We start from the raw sequence: 18137 nt of genomic DNA on the forward strand, positions 1-18137 counted from the left end.
GCCATGCCCGTTTTGATGACAAAGGCAGATGACCATGGGTGAGTTTACCGAAATTGCCGACCTGCGCCCCCGTATCACGCGGGACGGGTTGCAGGTGGATGCCGCGCTGGCCGCATTCCTGGAAAACGACGTGCTGGCGCCGCTGGGGCTGGATGCCGGGGCGTTTTGGGCGGGTTTTGCCGGGTTGGTGGCGCGTTTCACCCCGGTAAACCGCGCGCTTCTGGAAACGCGCGAGACGATCCAGGCCGCGATCGATGCCTGGCACGTGGCGCGCCGGGGCCAGCCGCATGATCCTGCTGCCTATCGCGCCTTTCTGGAAGAGATCGGCTATATCGTGCCCGAACCTGCGCCCTTTGCCGTGGGCACGCAGGACGTCGATCCTGAAATCGCTACCATGGCTGGGCCGCAACTCGTCGTTCCCGTGCTCAACGATCGCTTCCTGCTCAACGCCGCCAACGCGCGCTGGGGCAGCCTGTATGATGCCTGGTATGGCACCGACGCATTGGATGCCGCGCCCGCCCGGCCGGGTGGCTATGACGCGGCGCGCGGCGCGGCGGTGATCGCGGCGGGGCGCGCTTTTCTGGACGCCACGCTGCCGCTGGCGCAGGGGGCGTGGGCCGATTGGGATGGGCAGGGCGTGCCCGCCCTGGCTGATCCGGCACAATGGGCTGGGCACAAGCCGGGCGGCCTGCTGTTCCGCCACAACGGTTTGCACATCGAACTGGTGCTCGACCGCGCCCATCCGGTCGGCGCCACCGATGCGGCTGGCCTTGCCGATATCGTGCTGGAAGCGGCGCTGACCACGATTGTCGATCTGGAGGATTCGATCGCGGCGGTCGATGCCGAGGACAAGCTGGTGGCCTATCGTCACTGGCTCGGCCTGATGCGCGGCGATCTGACCGCACGATTCGCCAAGGGCGGCCAGACCATGCACCGCGCGCTGGAACCCGATCGCGATTGGACCGCGCCGGATGGCACCGCCTTTGCCCTGCCGGGGCGCAGCCTGCTGTTCGTGCGCAACGTTGGCCATCTGATGACCAACCCTGCCATCCTGCTGCCCGATGGATCGGAAATTCCCGAGGGCATCATGGATGCGGTGATCACCAGCGCCATCGCCATGCACGATGTGATGCGCCTGGGTCAGCACCGCAACAGCCGCCAGGGCGCGATCTATATCGTCAAGCCCAAGATGCACGGGCCTGACGAAGTGGCCTTTGCCAATGACCTGTTCGATGCCGTGGAAGATCTGCTCAGCCTGCCGCGCCATACCGTGAAGGTGGGTGTGATGGACGAGGAGCGCCGCACCAGCGCTAACCTGGCGGCCTGCATCGCTGCCGTGAAGGATCGCGTGGTGTTCATCAACACCGGTTTCCTCGATCGCACGGGTGATGAGATCCACACCGCGATGCAGGCCGGCCCGATGATCCGCAAGGGCGCGATGAAGCAGGCCGGCTGGATCGCCGCCTATGAAGCGCGCAATGTCGGCATTGGGCTCGCCTGCGGCCTGTCTGGCAAGGCGCAGATCGGCAAGGGCATGTGGGCTGCGCCCGATCGCATGCGCGCCATGGTTGTCGAAAAAATCGCCCATCCGCGCACAGGCGCCAACACCGCCTGGGTACCTTCGCCCACGGCGGCGACGCTGCACGCCACGCATTATCACCAGGTGGATGTGTTCGGCCTCCGCCCCGAGATTGCCGCGCGGCCCATTCCGGCGCTCGATGCCTTGCTGGCGATCCCACTGGCCGATGGCGCCAACTGGTCGGAAGAGGAAATCCGCGCCGAGCTGGACAACAACGCGCAAGGGTTGCTCGGCTATGTCGTGCGCTGGATCGACCAGGGCGTGGGCTGTTCCAAGGTGCCCGACATCGACGATGTCGGCTTGATGGAAGACCGCGCCACTTTGCGCATTTCCAGCCAGCACCTGGCCAACTGGCTGCTGCACGGGGTCTGCACGCAAGAGCAGGTGATGGATGCGCTGCAGCGCATGGCGGCCAAGGTCGATGCCCAGAATGCGGGGGATCCGGCCTATGAGCCGATGACGGGCAACTGGGACACGAGCTTTGCCTTCCGCGCCGCATGCGACCTGGTGTTCCAGGGCGTGGCCCAGCCCAGCGGCTATACCGAGCCGCTGCTCCACGCCTGGCGCCGTCGCAAGAAGGCGGCGGTTCTGGTGGCCGAGCCGGCCTGAGAACGACAGTATGACGCGGCGCGTGGCGGGGCAGATGCCTTGCCGCGCGCTGCGCCAGCCCATCCTGACGGTGCATCCGGCAAACTTGCATAAAGCCCGATCGTGGTCCATGGTTGCACTGCAGCATACCTTGGCGACGAAAATTTCTCGGGCAAATTGTGGGTGGGGCAGTGATGAACGGGACAAGTGCGCGTCAAGAAAAGTTTCTCTATCTTGACGGATTGCGGGCAATTGCCATCCTGTTGGTGATTATTGTCCACGTATCCCAAGCATTTCCTGAATTGCCTCATCGCATTCTTCAGTTTTTTGATTTTGGCAAACGAGGCGTTCAGCTCTTTTTTGTGGTGAGCGGATATACCCTGACCAAGGTTTATTTCGGCCGCGGAATGGATGTTGCGCAGTTTTTCACCAGGCGATTTTTCCGCATAGCTCCGATATTTTATCTGGCTGGCGCGGTGTATATCGCGCTCGGCGCGCTGGGTGAATTCCATTACGCCGCGCGGCCCAATGCGTTTCAGGTGATCACCACGCTGCTGTTCATCCACGGGTGGTTTCCGTCATCGATCAATTACGTGGTCCCCCGCGGGTGGAGCATTGGTGCAGAGGCCATGTTCTACGTGCTGTTCCCGTTGCTGTTCGCCACGATGAGCAACCGCAAGGTCTTCCTTGCTCTGGCTGCGTTTTCCTATCCGCTGGCAATGGTCGTGCGCCTCGTGCTTGATCGCTGGGGGCCAGGGGAAGGCACCGATGCTGCGATTTTCGCGTCCTATTTCTTTCTTGTGCACCTGCCGGCATTTGCCAGCGGCTGTGCCGTCGCCTTGATCGAACCTGCGTTGCAAAAGCGTTTCGCCATCAATTGGCGGGCCTTGTTCTGGGTGCTGTTGCTGGCCGTGCCGGCCATGGCGTTGACCAAGGCTACTTCCAATGCGCTTCTGGCGGATCTGGTTTTCGCGAGCCTGGTCCTGGTCAGCGCCTTGGCACGCCCCGCGTTCATCGAATCCCCGCTGTTTACCTGGATCGGGCGGATCAGCTTCAGTGTCTATCTGGTGCACTTCCTGTTTCTTAACGCCCTGTTCCTGCTGCAACCCCGGTTGGTTGCCGCCGTTGGCGTACCCGCTGGGTTGGTCGTCGGCTTTGCCGGGGTCACCGTCGGGTCGCTCTTGCTCAGCGATGTTACCCACCGCTTCATCGAAAAGCCGATGATTGCCCTGGGGCGTCGTGTCGATGGCATGCGTGAGCGGCGCAAGCACGGCCAGGGCGGCACCGTCCGGGGCTGAACGCTGCCCAGGCGCGCAAGTGTGCCGCGCGCCATGATCCCTGCAAGTGTCTTGCGCAGCCGTGCATGCTTCGTCATGCAGCGATCCCATCGGGCGGGCGCGGTTTTGCCCGCATGGCGAATCGCCTTTCTGATCTTTGTGGTCAGATGAACGACATGGAACTTTAGACGATGCTGCAACTGATCGAGGCCAACTGGCAACTGGTGGCAGGCGCCGTAGCGCTGCTGCTGGTGGTGGCGTTCCTCCTGCTGCGCCGGGGCGGCAAGGCACCCGAACGCCGCGAATTCAATGATGTCCTGTCTGAAGGCGCGGCGCCTGCGCAGCGCAATACCGCGCTGATCGATACGCCGCCCGCTGCGGCCATTCCGGTGCCGCCGCCACCCACTGCGCCCCCGGCCGATGCCCTGGCGGCTGCCGATGGTGATGACCTCACTCGCATCAAGGGCCTGGGGCCCAAGCTCAAGACGCTACTGGCCAGCCTGGGTGTGACGCAGTTTGCGCAGATTGCCGCCTGGACCGACGAGGACGTGGCCCGCATCGATGCGCAGCTTGGCGCTTTTGCCGGCCGCCCCACGCGCGACAATTGGGTAGAGCAGGCCAAGCTGCTGAGCAGCGGCGATACCGCTGCCTATGAGGACAAGTTCGGGAAGCTCTAAAGCTTCATTCCTGGGCCTGGGGCGCGGCCAGTGTCGCCCCCGTGGCCGGGCGCGCGCCACAGCGGCGGATCAGCGCGCGCACCAGATCGCTGCCCGGCACGCTGATCTTGCCGGCATCGGGCAGGGTGCCGGTAAACGGCCCGTCGAACACCTCGGCCGCCGGATCGCCCGCCGGCAGGCTGCCCTGCCACAGATAGCCCGGCGAACCCGGCACCGAAGTGGCATCCACTGCCAGGCGCACGATGCGCTTGCGTCCCTGCAGGGCAAACAGCGCCTGCGCGCCCACTTCGGCCGGGACATGCCGGGTTACCACCAGAACCCCCTGACGGCACGATAGCGAAAGATCTGGCCCCGCCCCTGGCGTGCCGAAACGCACGCTGTCTCCACCCGGCGCGCCGGCCCAGACCGGCTTGTCATTACCCGCCGGGGCCGTCGGCAAAGGCTGGCTTTCCGGCAAAGGCACGCGCACGGCGTTGAGCGGGGTGCCGCTGTCCTGCGGGGCCGGGGCTTGCTGCGAGCAGGCGGCGAGGATGGACAGGGCGAGCAGCGAAATGCAACGGCGCATGGTCATGGCGCGGATGCTATCGTGAATGCGCACCGTGAGCAACCATCCCCCCTCCGACGGCCTGCGGCCGCCACCTCCCCCCGCTTTGCGGAGGGAGGATCGAACTCCGTCCAGGGCGTGTTAGCAGCCGCTCACTTCCCCCACTTCTTCTGTGATTTGCCGTAGCGTGTCTTGCGGGTGCCGGGCTTGCCTTCGTTGCTGCGGCCGACCACGGGTGCCTTGCGATCGCCTTCGGGCAGGCCAAGCTCGGTCGATTCCAGGCGGCGGATTTCGTCGCGCAGGCGGCCGGCTTCTTCGAATTCCAGGTCGGCTGCGGCATTGCGCATGCGCTTTTCCAGGTCTTCGATGTGGCTGCGCAGGTTGTGGCCGACGAGGTTGTTGGTGCTGTCGTCGTCCAGGTCCACCAGCACGCCGTCGCGGCTGGCAGTATCGGCGATGATATCGGCGATCTGGCGCTTGATCGTGGCCGGGGTGATCCCGTGCAACTCGTTATAGGCGTTCTGCTTTTCGCGGCGACGATCGGTTTCGGCGATCGCGCGCTCCATGCTCCCGGTCATGCGATCGGCATAGAGGATCACGCGCCCATCGACGTTGCGCGCGGCGCGGCCGATAGTCTGGATCAGCGAGGTTTCCGAACGCAGGAAGCCTTCCTTGTCGGCATCGAGAATGCACACCAGCCCGCATTCGGGAATATCGAGGCCTTCGCGCAGCAGGTTGATGCCCACCAGCACGTCATAAACGCCCAGACGAAGGTCGCGGATCAGCTCGATGCGCTCCAGCGTCTCGACGTCGGAATGCATGTAGCGCACGCGCAGGCCCGCCTCGTGCATGAACTCGGTCAGGTCTTCGGCCATGCGCTTGGTCAGCGTGGTCACCAGCGTGCGATAGCCGTTCTGGGCTGTGAGGCGGCATTCGTTGATGCAGTCCTGCACCTGGTCTTCCACCGGGCGGATGAGCACTGGCGGATCGATCAGCCCGGTCGGGCGGATGACCTGCTCGGCAAACACGCCGCCGGCCTGTTCCATCTCCCAATTGCCCGGCGTTGCCGAAACGGCGAAGGTCTGCGGGCGCATCGCCTCCCATTCGTTGAAGCGCAGCGGGCGGTTGTCGATGCAACTGGGCAGGCGAAAGCCGTATTCGGCCAGGGTCATCTTGCGGCGATGGTCCCCGCGCGCCATCGCGCCGATCTGCGGCACGGTCTGGTGGCTTTCGTCCACGAATAGCAGCGCGTTGTCGGGCAGGTATTCGAACAGGGTTGGCGGCGGCTCGCCCGGCAGGCGGCCGGTGAGGAAGCGGGAATAGTTCTCGATCCCCGCGCACGAACCGGTGGCAGCCATCATTTCCAGGTCGAAATGGGTGCGCTGTTCCAGCCGCTGCGCCTCGAGCAGCTTGCCCTCGGCATGAAGCTCCTTGAGTCGCTCGGCCAGTTCGAACTTGATCGCCTCGCGCGCCTGCATCAGCGTGGGGCCGGGCGTGACGTGGTGCGAATTGGCATAGACCCGCACCTGGGAAAGGCGCGTATCGGCCTTGCCGGTAAGGGGATCGAACTCGGCAATCTCCTCGATCTCGTCGCCGAAGAAGGTCACGCGCCAGGCGGTGTCTTCGTAGTGCGAGGGGAAGATTTCGAGGTTGTCACCGCGCACGCGGAACGTGCCGCGCTGAAACGCATGGTCGTTGCGCTTGTATTGCAGGGCGACCAGCTTGCGCACGATCTCGCCCTGGTCAACGCTTTCGCCTTTCTTGAGGTCAAACACCATGGCCGAATAGGTTTCGACCGAGCCGATGCCATAGAGGCACGAGACCGAGGCGACGATGATCACGTCGTCGCGTTCGAGCAAGGCGCGCGTGGCCGAGTGGCGCATGCGGTCGATCGCCTCGTTCACCGAGCTTTCCTTCTCGATGTAGGTGTCGGAGCGCGGCACATAGGCTTCGGGCTGGTAATAATCGTAGTACGAGACGAAATATTCCACCGCGTTTTCGGGGAAAAAGCTCTTCATCTCGCCATAAAGCTGCGCCGCCAGGATCTTGTTGGGCGCCAGGATCAGGGCGGGGCGCTGCAATTCCTCGATCACCTTGGCCATGGTGAACGTCTTGCCCGAGCCGGTCACACCCAGCAGCACCTGCGTGCGCTCGCCCTCGCGCGCGCTGGCCACCAGGTCGGCAATCGCGGTCGGCTGGTCACCTGCGGGCTGATATTCCGACACCACCTTGAACGGGCGGCCCGGCTCCAGCTTTGCAGGCCGCTGCGGCTTGTGCGGGACAAAGTTGCCAGAGGTATCGGGCTCTTCCAGCCCCCTGCGGATGATGATTTCGGCCATGGGCAACATATGGGGAACACCAGGCCCAGATGCAATCGGCCCCAAAGCGCCCGATCGCGCCATGGCCATGGCCCGGCGAGCGTGATAGCGTCATGTCCCCAAACGGGAGAGTGACGATGATTGCCAAGACCCCATCCGCCTTGCTCGGGCCTGTCCTGCTGACCCTGGCTGTTCTGCTGCCGGGCTGCAAGAAAGAGCCGGCCGTGGTGGCCAAGGATGCCGATGCCGGTGAAGTGGCGGCCAAAGTGGCGGGCGCAGGGGTGAAGTTTCAGCCTGGCGCCTGGAGCACCCAGGTCAAGGCGATCGATATCGACATGCCCGGCATGCCGCCGGAAATGGTGGCGGGCATGAAGGACGCGATGGGCCATGCCCGCGCCGAGCGGTCATGCCTGACCAAGGAAAAGGCCGCGCGCCCCGATGGCGATTTCTTCGGCCAGGCCGACAAGAGCTGCCGCTACAAGACCTTCACCATGGCCGACGGCAAGATCGACGGCGTGCTCAACTGCGGCCACAACGGCAGCACGCAGACGATCACGCTCAAAGGCAGCTATGGCAGCGATCACTTCACCATGGACATGGACATGACCGGCAGCGGCCCGGGCGGCAAGCAGATGCGCATGCACGTGGCCACCCAGTCCAACCGCGTGGGTGAATGCACCCCGCAGGAAAAGACCCAGGCCGACGCCGATGAAAAGGCCGCGGCGATTTAAGGAAGGGGGATTTCGGGTGGCTGGCTGCCGCATGCGCGATGACGGCAGCCCAGGTGCAAGTTATCAAGCTGGACCCCGGATCAAGTCCGGGGTGACGAGAAAATATAGATAAAGTAAAAACTTATCGTCACCCCGGACTTGATCCGGGGGCCAGCTGTTCTGTTTGTGCAAAACGCCAGCGTGGCCGCAGGTGGGGGTAGCCTGCTTCTTGCCGTAATCGCGCCCAATCAGGCCTGTTGGTTCGCACACTAAGCCACGAAGCCCACGCACCTGCACCTACCTCTTCGTGCTATCGTGTGCATTTCAGGCGAAACACGGCCGGCCGCATTCAATCATAGGCGTAAGGCCCGCCCACTTCGATCGCGCGGCGATAGGCGGGGAGGGCCTGGATCTTGTCCAGCCAGGCGATCGTGTGGGGCCGGGTTTGGTCAAGGCCGGCACGGGCGCGGGCGGCCTCGATCGGGAAGCTCATCATCACGTCGGCCGCGGTCATGGCGGGGCCGGCAAACCAGGGCCGGCTGGCCAGTTCGCGCTCGACGAAATCGAGATGCACGTCGATCATCGGCTGGATACGCTTCAAGGCGATCTTGCCCATGATCGGCACGCGCGACAGCACCAGCTTGAGCAGCAGCGGCGGCATCAGCGACCCTTCGGCATAATGCAGGAACATGCGATAGCGCAGCGCATCCTGTTCGGCCGCGGGCGCGCCCAACTGTCCGCCGGCCTTGTCCACCAGGTATTCCACGATCGCGCCGCTTTCGGCCAGGATGCGGCCGTCATCCTCGATCACCGGGGACTTGCCGAGCGGGTGGACCGCGCGCAGTTCGGGCGGCGCCAGCATTGTCTTGGCGTCGCGTTCATAGCGCTTCACCTTGTAGGGAAACCCCAGTTCCTCCAGCAGCCAGAGCACGCGTTGCGAGCGCGAATTGTTGAGGTGGTGGACAGTGATCATGGGGCCTCCTTGAACGGCGCGCGCCGGGCTGGCGAAGATGGCTGCCACTTTGCCTATCGGGCGAATGTGACATGAATTTGAAACAATTCCGTCTTTCTGGCGTTCCTTCCCGGCGTCCGATAGCTGTTTGCCGGTGATTCCCATGGCCACGCAACCTTCCTCTCCGCCACGCAGCGCGTGGGCACACCTCGAAACGCTGGGTGCTGCCCTGGCGCGGCGGCGTGCGTTGGCATTTGCGCCCCGGCCCGAGGGCGTGCGCGGCCCGGCCTGGCCGCGGCTGATCGGCGAACTGGCCACCCCGATCGACCATTGGCAGGCCGCGCGCGGCGCGCCGCTGCCCTCCTATCCGCCCGCGCGCCATGCCCGGCCGGTGATGCTGCTGCCCGGGTTCGGCACGCATCCGGTGCGCATGAAGCCGCTGGCCACTGCACTGGAAAGCGCGGGCCATCGCGTGAGCGACTGGGGCCTGGGCTTCAATTTCGGATCGAGCGAGGACCGCTTTGAACGGCTGGCCGAGCGGGTGGAGACAATGGCCCGGCGCGAGGGCGAGCCGCTGGTCCTGGTAGGCTGGAGCCTGGGCGGGCTGTTTGCGCGCCAACTGGCCAAGACCTGTCCGGACCATGTCGGCCTGGTGATCACCATGGGCACACCGTTTTCGGGTGACCGCCGCGCCAACAATGCCTGGCGCGCCTATCAGATCGTTGCGGGCCACAGCGTGGACGAGGCACCGATGGCCCAGGATCTCGCCACCAAGCCCCCGGTGCCGACGATCGCGTTGTGGAGCCCGCGCGACGGGATCATCGCGCCGCGCAGCGCGGCCGGCTGGCCGGGCGAGCGCGATCTGGTCGTGCCGCTGCGCGTGACCCATCTGGGCTTTGCCGCCCATCCGCAGGTGGCTCGCACGCTCGTCGATCTCGTCGCGCGCTACTGAGTCTGTCGGGGCAGATTCCGCCGTTTCGGGCGGTCTGGTCAGTTTTCCTGCCAGTAAACGCACGAAAACTGGCGCGAACCGGCGCGGCGCGGATGCTGCCACGCCACATCGCCCTGTGCAAGGGGCTGCGCCACGATGGAATCAATTGTTTCGCACGCGCAGCATCGGCGCTTGCGGCCGGCCGAATCGTGTGCAAGCAATGGGCCAGACGGGAGGTTCTGCATGACCAAATCCTCGCTCTCGTCCTATGACGAGATGCTTGAAGCCGATGGCTCCACACGCCCTGCCTACAGCGGGTATTGCGAGTGGCTGAAAGAGCAACCACCCGAATTGCTGCGGCGAAAATCGGGCGAAGCCGAAGCCTTTTTCCGCAAGACCGGGATTACCTTCAACGTTTACGGCAACGAGGACGCCGAAGAGCGCCTCATCCCCTTCGACATGGTCCCCCGGATCATCAACGCCGCGCAGTGGCGCCGCCTGTCGAAGGGCATCGAGCAGCGGGTGCGCGCGCTCAACGCTTTCCTCCACGATCTCTATCATCGCCAGGAAATCGTCCGGTCCGGGCGCCTGCCCGAACGCGTGCTCAAGGGTAACAAGGCCTTTCTGCCGCAGATGGCTGGTTTTACCCCGCCGGGCGGCGTCTATACCCACATCGTTGGCATCGACCTTGTCCGCACTGGCGAAGATGATTTCATGGTGCTGGAAGACAACGCTCGCACACCATCGGGCGTGTCCTACATGCTCGAAAACCGCGAAACCATGATGGCCATGTTCCCCGAACTGTTCACCAAGGTGCGGGTGCGCGAGGTTTCCGATTATCCCCGCCGCCTGGCACGCAGCCTGGCTGCCTGTGCCCCGCCGGCGGCAAGCGGGCACAAGCCGGTGGTGGCGGTGCTGACGCCGGGCACGTTCAACAGCGCCTATTACGAGCACGCCTTCCTGGCGGACCAGATGGGCGCCGAACTGGTCGAAGGCAGCGACCTCAAGGTGGAGAACGGCCGCGTCGCCATGCGCACCACGCGCGGCTGGCAGGCGATCGACGTGCTCTATCGCCGGGTCGACGACGATTACCTCGATCCGCTGTCGTTCAAGCCTGAAAGCGTGCTGGGCGTTTCGGGGATCATGGACGTCTATCGCGCTGGCGGCATCACCATCGCCAATGCGCCGGGCACCGGGATTGCCGATGACAAGGCGATCTACAGTTTCATGCCCGAGATCATCGAATTCTATACCGGCGAAAAGCCGATCCTGGCCAACGTGCCCACCTGGCGCTGTTCGGAAAGCGATTCGCTGGCCTACGTGCTCGACAATCTGGCGGATCTGGTGGTCAAGGAAGTGCATGGCTCGGGCGGCTACGGCATGCTGATCGGGCCCACCTCGTCGCAGCGCGAAATCGCGATGTTTGCCGAAAAGCTGCGCGCCAATCCCGATAACTACATCGCCCAGCCGACGCTTTCGCTCTCTACCGTGCCGATCTTCACCAAGGCCGGCCTGGCGCCGCGCCATGTCGACCTGCGCCCGTTCGTGCTGGTCTCGCCGCAGGGGATCGACATCACGCCTGGTGGCCTGACGCGGGTGGCGCTCAAGAAAGGATCGCTGGTGGTCAATTCGTCGCAAGGGGGCGGCACCAAGGACAGCTGGGTGCTGGACGATTGAGGCGGAAGGGAAAACGATAAAATGCTTGGACGTTCCGCCAACGGCATCTTCTGGCTGTTCCGCTATCTCGAACGCGCGGAAAATACCGCGCGGCTGGTAGAGGCCGGCTTTCGCATGGCGCTGACCCGCGACGCCGCCGATGCCAGCGACGAATGGCGCTCGGTCATCGTCACGCTGGGATTGCAGGGGGCCTATCAGGCCAAGTTCGGCAGCGACTATGCCGGCAGCAACGTGTTCAACTTCATCCTGCGCGATCGCGACAACCCCGGCAACGTGCTGAGCATGGTCGAACAGGCGCGCCACAACGCGCGCATGGTTCGCACCGGCATCACGCGCGAGGTGTGGGAGGCGGTCAACGAAAGCTGGATGATCCTCAAGCAGGAACTGGCCCGCACTGTCACCGAAACGCGCCTGGGCGGCGTGCTCGACCTGATTCGCCGCCAGTCCACCCTGGTGCGCGGGGCGATGGAAGGCACGATGCTGCGCAACGATATCTATTACTTTGCCCGTGCCGGCAGCTTTATCGAGCGGGCAGACAACACCGCGCGCCTGCTCGATGTGAAGTACTATGTGCTGCTGCCTTCGCTGTCCTATGTCGGCTCCAGCCTCGACAACGTGCAGTGGGACAACGTGCTGCGGGCCGTGGCCGGGGACCGTGCCTATCGCTGGCTCAACGCCGGGCGGATGGAGGCGCGCGGCATTGCCGAGTTCCTCATGCTCGACGGGCGTTTTCCGCGCAGCCTGGCGTTCTGCTATGCCCAGTTGCGCGACTATCTCGATCGGCTGGCGGTCGAATACGGCGATCGGCTGGAAACGCACGAGATTGCCGCGCGCACGCACGAGCAGCTCAAGAGTCAGACGATCGATGGCGTGTTCGAGCACGGGCTCCACCAGGTGATCGGCCAGTTCATCGCCGCCAACAACCACCTCGCGCAGCAGATCCAGCGCGACTATCGCTTTACCGAATAAGGAAAGGGGAAGGCCGCCCATGCGCCTCGCGATCAGCCACACCACGCGCTACACCTTTTCCACGCCGGTGGCCCACGGGCTGCAACGCCTGCGCCTCACCCCGCTGGCCTGCCGCGGGCAAAGCGCAGAGTTCTGGGAGATCGAACTGGAAGGCGCGCGGCCCGAGGTGTCGTACGACGACGAAAACGGCAACCGCGTTACGCTGATCTCGTTCGTGCCCGGCGCGCGCGAGGTGGTGATTCGCAGCCAGGGCGTGGTCCAGACAGCTGACAATGCCGGAGTGATGGGCAAGCAGTCCGGCCATCTGCCGCTGTGGCATTTTACCGAGCAGACCGCATTGACGCGGGGCGGCCCGCGCGTGCGCGCACTGGTCGATGCCCTGCCCGAAGAGGCGGAAGACGTGCTGGCCCGGCTCCACGCGCTGAGTGCCCTGGTGCGCGAGGCGGTGGCCTATGAAAGCGGGCACACCGATGTTGCCACTTCGGCTGAGCAGGTGCTCGCCGCCGGGCGCGGGGTGTGCCAGGACCAGGCCCACGTGTTCATCGCCGCTGCGCGCCTGCTCGGCGTTCCCGCGCGCTATGCCAGCGGCTACCTGATGATGGACGATCGGGTGGAACAGGATGCCGGCCATGCCTGGGCCCAGGCCCATGTGCCGGGACTGGGCTGGGTCGGCTTCGATATCGCCAACGCGATCTGCCCCGATGCGCGCTATGTCCACCTGGCGACTGGCTGTGATTACACCGCCTGCGCGCCGATTACCGGCATCCGCTATGGCGCGCGTGACGAAGCGATGCATGTCAGCCTGGCCGTTGAACAACAGCGCATGGAACAATAAGACCCTGCGTGAAGGCCACGGTGCCGCCAAGGGCATTGCGGCAGGCATCGCAGGTGTAGGATAGTGGGGAACCGGCCGGCGCGCGCCGGCCGGACGGGGACGGACAATGACCTATTGCGTGGGGATGATGCTCGACAAGGGGCTCGTCCTGATGAGCGACACCCGCACCAATTCGGGCGTCGACAACATTTCGGTATTCCGCAAGAGCTTTACCTGGTCGGTGCCGGGCGAGCGGGTCATCACGATCATGACGGCGGGCAACCTCGCGACGACTCAGGCGGTGATCAGCCAGCTTGAGGAGCGCAACAAGGCGCCCAGCGAGCGGCGTCCGTCGATCCTCGAAGAGCCCACCATGTTCCAGGTTGCCACCCATGTCGGCAACCTGTTGCGCGGCGTGATCGAGGGGCGCCAGTCCGGCCCGGTGCAGGGCGAGGGCGCGCGCTTTACCGCGACGATGATCGTGGCAGGCCAGATCAGGGACATGGAGCCGCGCCTGTTCATGATCTATCCCGAAGGCAACTTCATCGAGGCGAGCTTCGATACGCCGTTTTTCCAGATCGGTGAAACCAAGTATGGCCGGCCGATCCTGCTGCGCGGCTATGACAAGGGCATGGATTTCGAACAGGCGGTCAAGCTGCTGATGGTCTCGTTCGATTCGACCGTTGCGGCCAATTTGTCGGTGGGCTTGCCGTTCGATCTGACGGTCATCGCGCGCGACCAGTTCGAGCCGCTGCACCAGCGCCGCATCCGCGCCGACGATCCCTATTTCAACGCGATTTCGTCCAGTTGGAGCGAGGCGCTGCGCAACGCGTTCCATCAGCTGCCAGACTATCGGTTCGATTAATCGGATAATGTGCCACTCTGGATCATTACTGCCGCGTTAATGACGAAAATTCACGTTTCGAAACGCAATATGTCATTAACAAACCTCGGGAAACGCCACCGCTTGGGGTGCGGCGGACACTCAGGGGCAGGTCAACAAAGTTGTCATATCTCGGCGATCTTCAGCCAAATAGTTGGCTCCGCTTCGGAGCCGAATTCCCTAAGGAATATGGGCAGCTAACCGGTCTTGAGTCCGAAGGAAGCGTTCAGTTCGAAGCATTCATGCGTGGCGTGGAAGCAGCCCGTAGTGGTTACTTCGGCACCATGGTCGAACGTGTCACACTCCACATCCTCGATAGCGACTCTGCCCGCCGGGCACAGCTTGCTCGTCTCGCCTTTGCCGCCGGACATCATGCCGAAATTTACGGCAGTACGGACGAGTTGCTGGCGCACGCGCCCAGTACCGGGCTGCTCTTGGCGCATGACGATCCGCCCGGAGAGGCGGTGCCGGCGCTGATCGTGGCGATGATGCGTGCCGGGCACTGGCTGCCAGTTATCGCCATTGGCAATGCCCCGGAAACCTGGGCGGTGGTGCGCACGATCAAGGCGGGGGCCCTCGATTACCTGGCGATTCCCAACCAGATCGGTCCGCTCAACGAGGCGATCAGCCGCGCCGCGCACGAAGCCGAATCGCACCGCGTACAACGCGCCCGCGCGGCGGAGGCACGCCAGCGCATCGCCCGCCTCTCGCTGCGCGAACGCGAGGTGCTCGACCGTCTGGCGGAAGGCTGCAGCAACAAGGCCATCGCGCGTGACCTGGATATCAGCCCGCGCACCGTGGAAATCCATCGCATGAAGATGATGGGCAAACTCGGCGCTCGCCACGCCGCCGAAGCCGTCCGCCTGCGGATCGAGGCGACCGGCCTGGGCGACGCCGCCTGACGCCGGAACGGACACACGACATTCGGCCATGAGGGAGGGCTTCAGGAAGGCGGGAAGCGTGATCTCCCGCCTTTCTGGATTCTGCAGGCCACCAAGATCCTCCCCCACACCGTGGGGGAGGTGGCAGCCCGCAGGGCTGTCGGAGGGGGCGTGTTAGCCCAAACGCGCCACGAAAATGCCGGGCCGGGCGCTGCGACGTCACGCGCCGCCAGGCAATGAACTGAATACAATAAAAGCTTTGTCGCGCAGAGGCGCAGAGGCGCGGAGAAGCTAGAATCTCTGCGCCTCTGCGCCTCTGCGCGAAATCAGTCATTTTGTGAATTGGCTGCACACGCGTTTTACTGCGTGATTCTAGGAGTTCAGCAAATGAAAGGGGGAGTATATGTCAGCGCCACACAAAAATGGAACGTTTACAGAGTTTGCTTTGCAGTATCGCTGGAAGAGTTGGATCGCGTAGATCGGCAAGCTCTGGCACATATTGGCCTAAAGCCCGCGCAGCCAAGTCGCCTAACACGTCGTAATGACAGGGTGAGTTCCCTTCTCCCGAGCTTATTGCCCCATCGCGCCGCCGCTCAAATGCTAATGGATTTCCATCGGTAAGAATTCGTCCTTCGCCTGAATACCCATCAGTGATCTCATCCCATTGCCGCAGGAACGAAGCCAAATCGTCTCCGGGCACGACGAATGTATCTTTCCGCAGAACCTGACCCGCTGGTGTTGTGATGATCACTTCTCCAATGCTTCGTGGGCCTGTCTCAGAAAGCGATATTGCGAACCATCTCTTGCCGAACGACGGCATAGCAGCAAACTGAAGACTGCTTGCCGCTTTGGGATTCTGCAATCGCGCCAGCAAGGCGTGAGCGTCGGTCAACACCGGATTGCTTGCATCAAATAGCAACGGCCGCAGGTGGGTTCGGTTGAATTGAGCGAGCCGATGCTTTTTCCACAAGAGGACTAGAGCTGAACTGATTGCGATAAGCGCAAAAAGCGCCGCAATTGTAAATGCGCCACGCTTTATCCAGGGCCAGAGCGCCCGCTTCATCTGAGCTGGTTGGCAGGGTTAGGGGCCACCGCATTAGGACCGTGTCGCGAAGAGCCGTATTCTTCCCAAACTACCCAATAACTGCCCCGTCCGAACAGCACAAAGCCCAATCCGCCCTTTATCCACACAGCGGCCGCCCGTTCCCTACTTCCAGATGCAGGTGATCGCGGTGCGCCGCGTTGTAATCGGGGCTGAGTACGGTGTTGAAGCGCTTGCACGCGCTGGTGTGGATGGCGCGCAGGAAGGCGCGGATCTGTGGGTCTTCGTCGCGCCAGTCGCGCAGCACGGTCACGCGGCGGCCATCGGCTAGGAGGAAGCCAGAAATGTCGATCGCGTTGGCCGTGGCGTGGGCGGAGCGGCGTGCAGTGCCGGCCACGTTGCGGCAATTGTAGCTGCCCATCGTCTCGATCTTGACCAGCGGGCTGCCCAGAATCTGTTGTGCGGCGCGGTCCACGCCAAAGCGCGCCCAGCCTTGCAGCGCATTGGCGAGTTGGCACGTCACCGGCCCGGCATTGGCCAGGCCCAGTTGCGTGCTGTCACTGCGCAGATAGGCCAGGCGCACGCTGCCCAGTGTGCTGCATCCGGCGCCGTAATACTGATCGGGCACCGGCACATAGCCGATCGCATTCTGGCGCAGCGAAACCAGGCAGGCGCGCGTGGCGACCGAGCTTGGCACGGGCTGGACGACCGGGTGCGAGACCATGCGCGCCGAAACCGAGCGGGCGGGCCGGCGCGGGCCGCGTGGGGCATCGACACAGCCGGCAAGGGTAACCACCGGCAGCATGGCCCAGGCAAGAAGAACGCGTCGTGCCATAAGGTTAAGCCTGACGCAGTCTTGGTTACTGCAGGGTAAATGGAAAGCCCGCAGATGCGCGTTGCCGCAGTTTTTGCGACGAACCGCGCAGCAGCATGCCGGCGCAGCATTTTTTGCAGGGTCGATTGACAACCCGGCTGGCGTCCTTAGAAGCGGCGCCGGGCCACGCGGTCCCAACGCCGCGCGTGCTCTCTGTGAGGAGAGTCTACATGACTGTTGGTATTCCCGCCGCAAAGCCGGCGCGTCCTTTCTTTTCCTCGGGTCCGTGCGCCAAGCCGCCGGGGTATTCTCTGGACAAACTCGCCACCGAATCGCTGGGTCGTTCGCACCGTGCCAAGATCGGCAAGGCGCGCCTCCAACTCGCGATCGACCTGATGCGCGACGTGCTGCAACTGCCTGCCACCCACCGCATCGGTATCGTGCCCGGTTCCGATACCGGCGCGTTCGAAATGGCGATGTGGACCATGCTGGGCGCCCGCGGCGTGACCACGCTGGCCTGGGAAAGCTTTGGCGAAGGCTGGGTTACCGACGCGGTCAAGCAATTGAAGCTGGAGCCCACCGTGCTCCGCGCCGATTACGGCCAGCTGCCTGATCTGTCCAAGGTCGATTTCGCCGATGACGTGCTGTTCACCTGGAACGGCACCACCAGCGGCGTGCGCGTGCCCGATGGCGAATGGATCCCTGACAATCGCGAAGGCCTGACCTTTGCCGATGCGACCAGTGCGGTCTTTGCCTATGACATTCCGTGGGACAAGATCGACGTGGCGACCTTCTCGTGGCAGAAGGTGCTGGGCGGCGAAGGCGCGCACGGCGTGCTGATCCTCGGCCCCCGCGCGGTCGAACGTCTCGAAACCTACACCCCTGCCTGGCCGCTGCCCAAGGTGTTCCGCCTGGTTTCCAAGGGCAAGCTTGCCGAAGGCGTGTTCAAAGGCGAAACGATCAATACGCCCTCGATGCTGGCGGTGGAAGACGCGATCTTCGCGCTGGAATGGGCCAAGTCGGTCGGTGGCCTCGATGGCCTCAAGGCGCGCTGCACGGCCAACGCCCATGCGCTCGACAAGATCGTTGCCGAACGCAGCTGGCTCGGCCATCTCGCAGTCGACAGCGGCATCCGCTCGCGCACCTCGGTGTGCCTCACCGTCGAAGGCGCTGACGCTGACTTCATCAAGAAGTTTGCCGGCCTGCTCGAAAAGGAAGGCGCTGCCTTTGATATCGCGGGCTATCGCGATGCCCCCGCTGGCCTGCGCATCTGGTGCGGCGCCACGGTGGACACCGCCGATATCGTGGCGCTCGGCCCCTGGCTCGACTGGGCCTATGCCCAGCTGACGGCCACTGCTGAAGCCTGATTTTCCAGCGGATCAACATTCTCGCGTCACCCCGGACTTGATCCGGGGTCCCGCTGTCCTTTTGCGGCAGCACTACGCTCAAGAAGCGGGATGCCGGATCAAGTCGGCATGACG

Annotated in this window: 16 protein-coding genes; 11 read left to right on the top strand and 5 right to left on the bottom strand. The window is 63.9% G+C overall.

Annotation, left to right across the window (positions count from 1 at the left end; all coding sequences use genetic code 11):
* Positions 1 to 34 precede the first annotated feature (34 nt).
* The 3 genes from C8K14_RS12340 to C8K14_RS12350 all read left to right on the top strand — a co-directional run bounded on the left by C8K14_RS12340 (position 35) and on the right by C8K14_RS12350 (position 4121).
* Positions 35 to 2188 carry a malate synthase G gene (locus C8K14_RS12340; RefSeq protein WP_233251063.1) on the top strand — a complete coding sequence of 718 codons (2154 nt, stop codon included), beginning with the start codon at positions 35 to 37 and terminating at the stop codon, positions 2186 to 2188.
* 173 nt (positions 2189 to 2361) lie between these two features.
* Positions 2362 to 3465 (top strand): acyltransferase, encoded by a 1104-nt coding sequence (locus tag C8K14_RS12345; protein ID WP_107716879.1) that lies wholly within the window; start codon positions 2362 to 2364, stop codon positions 3463 to 3465.
* A gap of 170 nt (positions 3466 to 3635) precedes the next feature.
* Positions 3636 to 4121 (top strand): helix-hairpin-helix domain-containing protein, encoded by a 486-nt coding sequence (locus C8K14_RS12350; protein ID WP_062786948.1) that lies wholly within the window; start codon positions 3636 to 3638, stop codon positions 4119 to 4121.
* 4 nt (positions 4122 to 4125) lie between these two features.
* On the opposite strand, the gene C8K14_RS12355 is transcribed toward C8K14_RS12350, so the two are convergent.
* A complete protein-coding gene (locus C8K14_RS12355; RefSeq protein WP_062786945.1) occupies positions 4126 to 4692 on the bottom strand; it encodes a hypothetical protein in 567 nt (188 codons plus the stop codon).
* A gap of 125 nt (positions 4693 to 4817) precedes the next feature.
* The gene (gene uvrB / locus C8K14_RS12360) at positions 4818 to 7004 is read right to left on the bottom strand and encodes an excinuclease ABC subunit UvrB (RefSeq protein ID WP_107716880.1); all 2187 of its coding nucleotides are present in this window, start codon (positions 7002 to 7004) and stop codon (positions 4818 to 4820) included.
* 116 nt (positions 7005 to 7120) lie between these two features.
* On the opposite strand from uvrB, the gene C8K14_RS12365 reads away from it, so the two are divergent.
* Complete coding sequence (locus C8K14_RS12365) at positions 7121 to 7714, top strand: DUF3617 domain-containing protein (RefSeq protein WP_158271909.1); 594 nt, start codon at positions 7121 to 7123, stop codon at positions 7712 to 7714.
* 328 nt (positions 7715 to 8042) lie between these two features.
* Here C8K14_RS12365 and C8K14_RS12370 read toward each other — a convergent pair whose 3' ends face one another.
* Positions 8043 to 8666: a glutathione S-transferase family protein gene (locus C8K14_RS12370; protein WP_107716924.1), complete on the bottom strand. Its 624-nt coding sequence runs from the start codon at positions 8664 to 8666 to the stop codon at positions 8043 to 8045.
* A 142-nt stretch (positions 8667 to 8808) separates the two neighbouring features.
* Here C8K14_RS12370 and C8K14_RS12375 point away from each other — a divergent pair, with 142 nt between their 5' ends.
* From C8K14_RS12375 to C8K14_RS12400, 6 genes are all read left to right on the top strand, one after another.
* Positions 8809 to 9597 carry a triacylglycerol lipase gene (locus C8K14_RS12375; protein WP_107716882.1) on the top strand — a complete coding sequence of 263 codons (789 nt, stop codon included), beginning with the start codon at positions 8809 to 8811 and terminating at the stop codon, positions 9595 to 9597.
* A gap of 222 nt (positions 9598 to 9819) precedes the next feature.
* The gene (locus tag C8K14_RS12380; protein WP_054132257.1) at positions 9820 to 11253 is read left to right on the top strand and encodes a circularly permuted type 2 ATP-grasp protein; all 1434 of its coding nucleotides are present in this window, start codon (positions 9820 to 9822) and stop codon (positions 11251 to 11253) included.
* A 21-nt stretch (positions 11254 to 11274) separates the two neighbouring features.
* Positions 11275 to 12222 (top strand): alpha-E domain-containing protein, encoded by a 948-nt coding sequence (locus tag C8K14_RS12385; protein WP_107716884.1) that lies wholly within the window; start codon positions 11275 to 11277, stop codon positions 12220 to 12222.
* Positions 12223 to 12241: 19 nt separating this feature from the next.
* Positions 12242 to 13057, top strand: coding sequence for a transglutaminase family protein (locus C8K14_RS12390; protein WP_107716885.1), 816 nt, complete (start codon positions 12242 to 12244; stop codon positions 13055 to 13057).
* Positions 13058 to 13163: 106 nt separating this feature from the next.
* Positions 13164 to 13901 (top strand): proteasome-type protease, encoded by a 738-nt coding sequence (locus tag C8K14_RS12395; RefSeq protein WP_022678113.1) that lies wholly within the window; start codon positions 13164 to 13166, stop codon positions 13899 to 13901.
* Between the two features lie 260 nt (positions 13902 to 14161).
* Positions 14162 to 14821 (top strand): response regulator transcription factor, encoded by a 660-nt coding sequence (locus C8K14_RS12400; protein ID WP_233251064.1) that lies wholly within the window; start codon positions 14162 to 14164, stop codon positions 14819 to 14821.
* A 385-nt stretch (positions 14822 to 15206) separates the two neighbouring features.
* Here C8K14_RS12400 and C8K14_RS22385 read toward each other — a convergent pair whose 3' ends face one another.
* Together C8K14_RS22385 and C8K14_RS12405 are read right to left on the bottom strand one after the other, a co-directional pair.
* On the bottom strand, positions 15207 to 15863 hold the full coding sequence (locus C8K14_RS22385) for a hypothetical protein (RefSeq protein ID WP_133726807.1): 657 nt from the start codon (positions 15861 to 15863) through the stop codon (positions 15207 to 15209).
* Between the two features lie 118 nt (positions 15864 to 15981).
* Positions 15982 to 16677: an extensin family protein gene (locus tag C8K14_RS12405; protein ID WP_107716886.1), complete on the bottom strand. Its 696-nt coding sequence runs from the start codon at positions 16675 to 16677 to the stop codon at positions 15982 to 15984.
* Between the two features lie 209 nt (positions 16678 to 16886).
* On the opposite strand from C8K14_RS12405, the gene C8K14_RS12410 reads away from it, so the two are divergent.
* Positions 16887 to 18023, top strand: a complete 1137-nt coding sequence (locus tag C8K14_RS12410) for a phosphoserine transaminase (RefSeq protein WP_062786925.1) — start codon at positions 16887 to 16889, stop codon at positions 18021 to 18023.
* Positions 18024 to 18137: the final 114 nt, after the last annotated feature.

Origin of the sequence: Novosphingobium sp. GV079 (genome assembly GCF_003058045.1) — a bacterium.
Classification (GTDB): Bacteria; Pseudomonadota; Alphaproteobacteria; order Sphingomonadales; family Sphingomonadaceae; genus Novosphingobium; species Novosphingobium capsulatum.

Excerpts from the sequence above, each read along its gene's own strand:
- C8K14_RS12345 (WP_107716879.1), top strand. The coding sequence starts at position 2,362 with ATGAACGGGACAAGTGCGCGTCAAGAAAAGTTTCTCTATCTTGACGGA.
- C8K14_RS12370 (WP_107716924.1), bottom strand. The coding sequence starts at position 8,666 with ATGATCACTGTCCACCACCTCAACAATTCGCGCTCGCAACGCGTGCTC.
- C8K14_RS12395 (WP_022678113.1), top strand. The coding sequence starts at position 13,164 with ATGACCTATTGCGTGGGGATGATGCTCGACAAGGGGCTCGTCCTGATG.
- C8K14_RS12375 (WP_107716882.1), top strand. The coding sequence starts at position 8,809 with ATGGCCACGCAACCTTCCTCTCCGCCACGCAGCGCGTGGGCACACCTC.
- C8K14_RS12380 (WP_054132257.1), top strand. The coding sequence starts at position 9,820 with ATGACCAAATCCTCGCTCTCGTCCTATGACGAGATGCTTGAAGCCGAT.
- C8K14_RS12365 (WP_158271909.1), top strand. The coding sequence starts at position 7,121 with ATGATTGCCAAGACCCCATCCGCCTTGCTCGGGCCTGTCCTGCTGACC.
- C8K14_RS22385 (WP_133726807.1), bottom strand. The coding sequence starts at position 15,863 with ATGAAGCGGGCGCTCTGGCCCTGGATAAAGCGTGGCGCATTTACAATT.
- C8K14_RS12400 (WP_233251064.1), top strand. The coding sequence starts at position 14,162 with ATGCGTGGCGTGGAAGCAGCCCGTAGTGGTTACTTCGGCACCATGGTC.
- C8K14_RS12385 (WP_107716884.1), top strand. The coding sequence starts at position 11,275 with ATGCTTGGACGTTCCGCCAACGGCATCTTCTGGCTGTTCCGCTATCTC.
- C8K14_RS12355 (WP_062786945.1), bottom strand. The coding sequence starts at position 4,692 with ATGACCATGCGCCGTTGCATTTCGCTGCTCGCCCTGTCCATCCTCGCC.
- uvrB (WP_107716880.1), bottom strand. The coding sequence starts at position 7,004 with ATGGCCGAAATCATCATCCGCAGGGGGCTGGAAGAGCCCGATACCTCT.
- C8K14_RS12340 (WP_233251063.1), top strand. The coding sequence starts at position 35 with ATGGGTGAGTTTACCGAAATTGCCGACCTGCGCCCCCGTATCACGCGG.
- C8K14_RS12390 (WP_107716885.1), top strand. The coding sequence starts at position 12,242 with ATGCGCCTCGCGATCAGCCACACCACGCGCTACACCTTTTCCACGCCG.
- C8K14_RS12410 (WP_062786925.1), top strand. The coding sequence starts at position 16,887 with ATGACTGTTGGTATTCCCGCCGCAAAGCCGGCGCGTCCTTTCTTTTCC.
- C8K14_RS12405 (WP_107716886.1), bottom strand. The coding sequence starts at position 16,677 with ATGGCACGACGCGTTCTTCTTGCCTGGGCCATGCTGCCGGTGGTTACC.
- C8K14_RS12350 (WP_062786948.1), top strand. The coding sequence starts at position 3,636 with ATGCTGCAACTGATCGAGGCCAACTGGCAACTGGTGGCAGGCGCCGTA.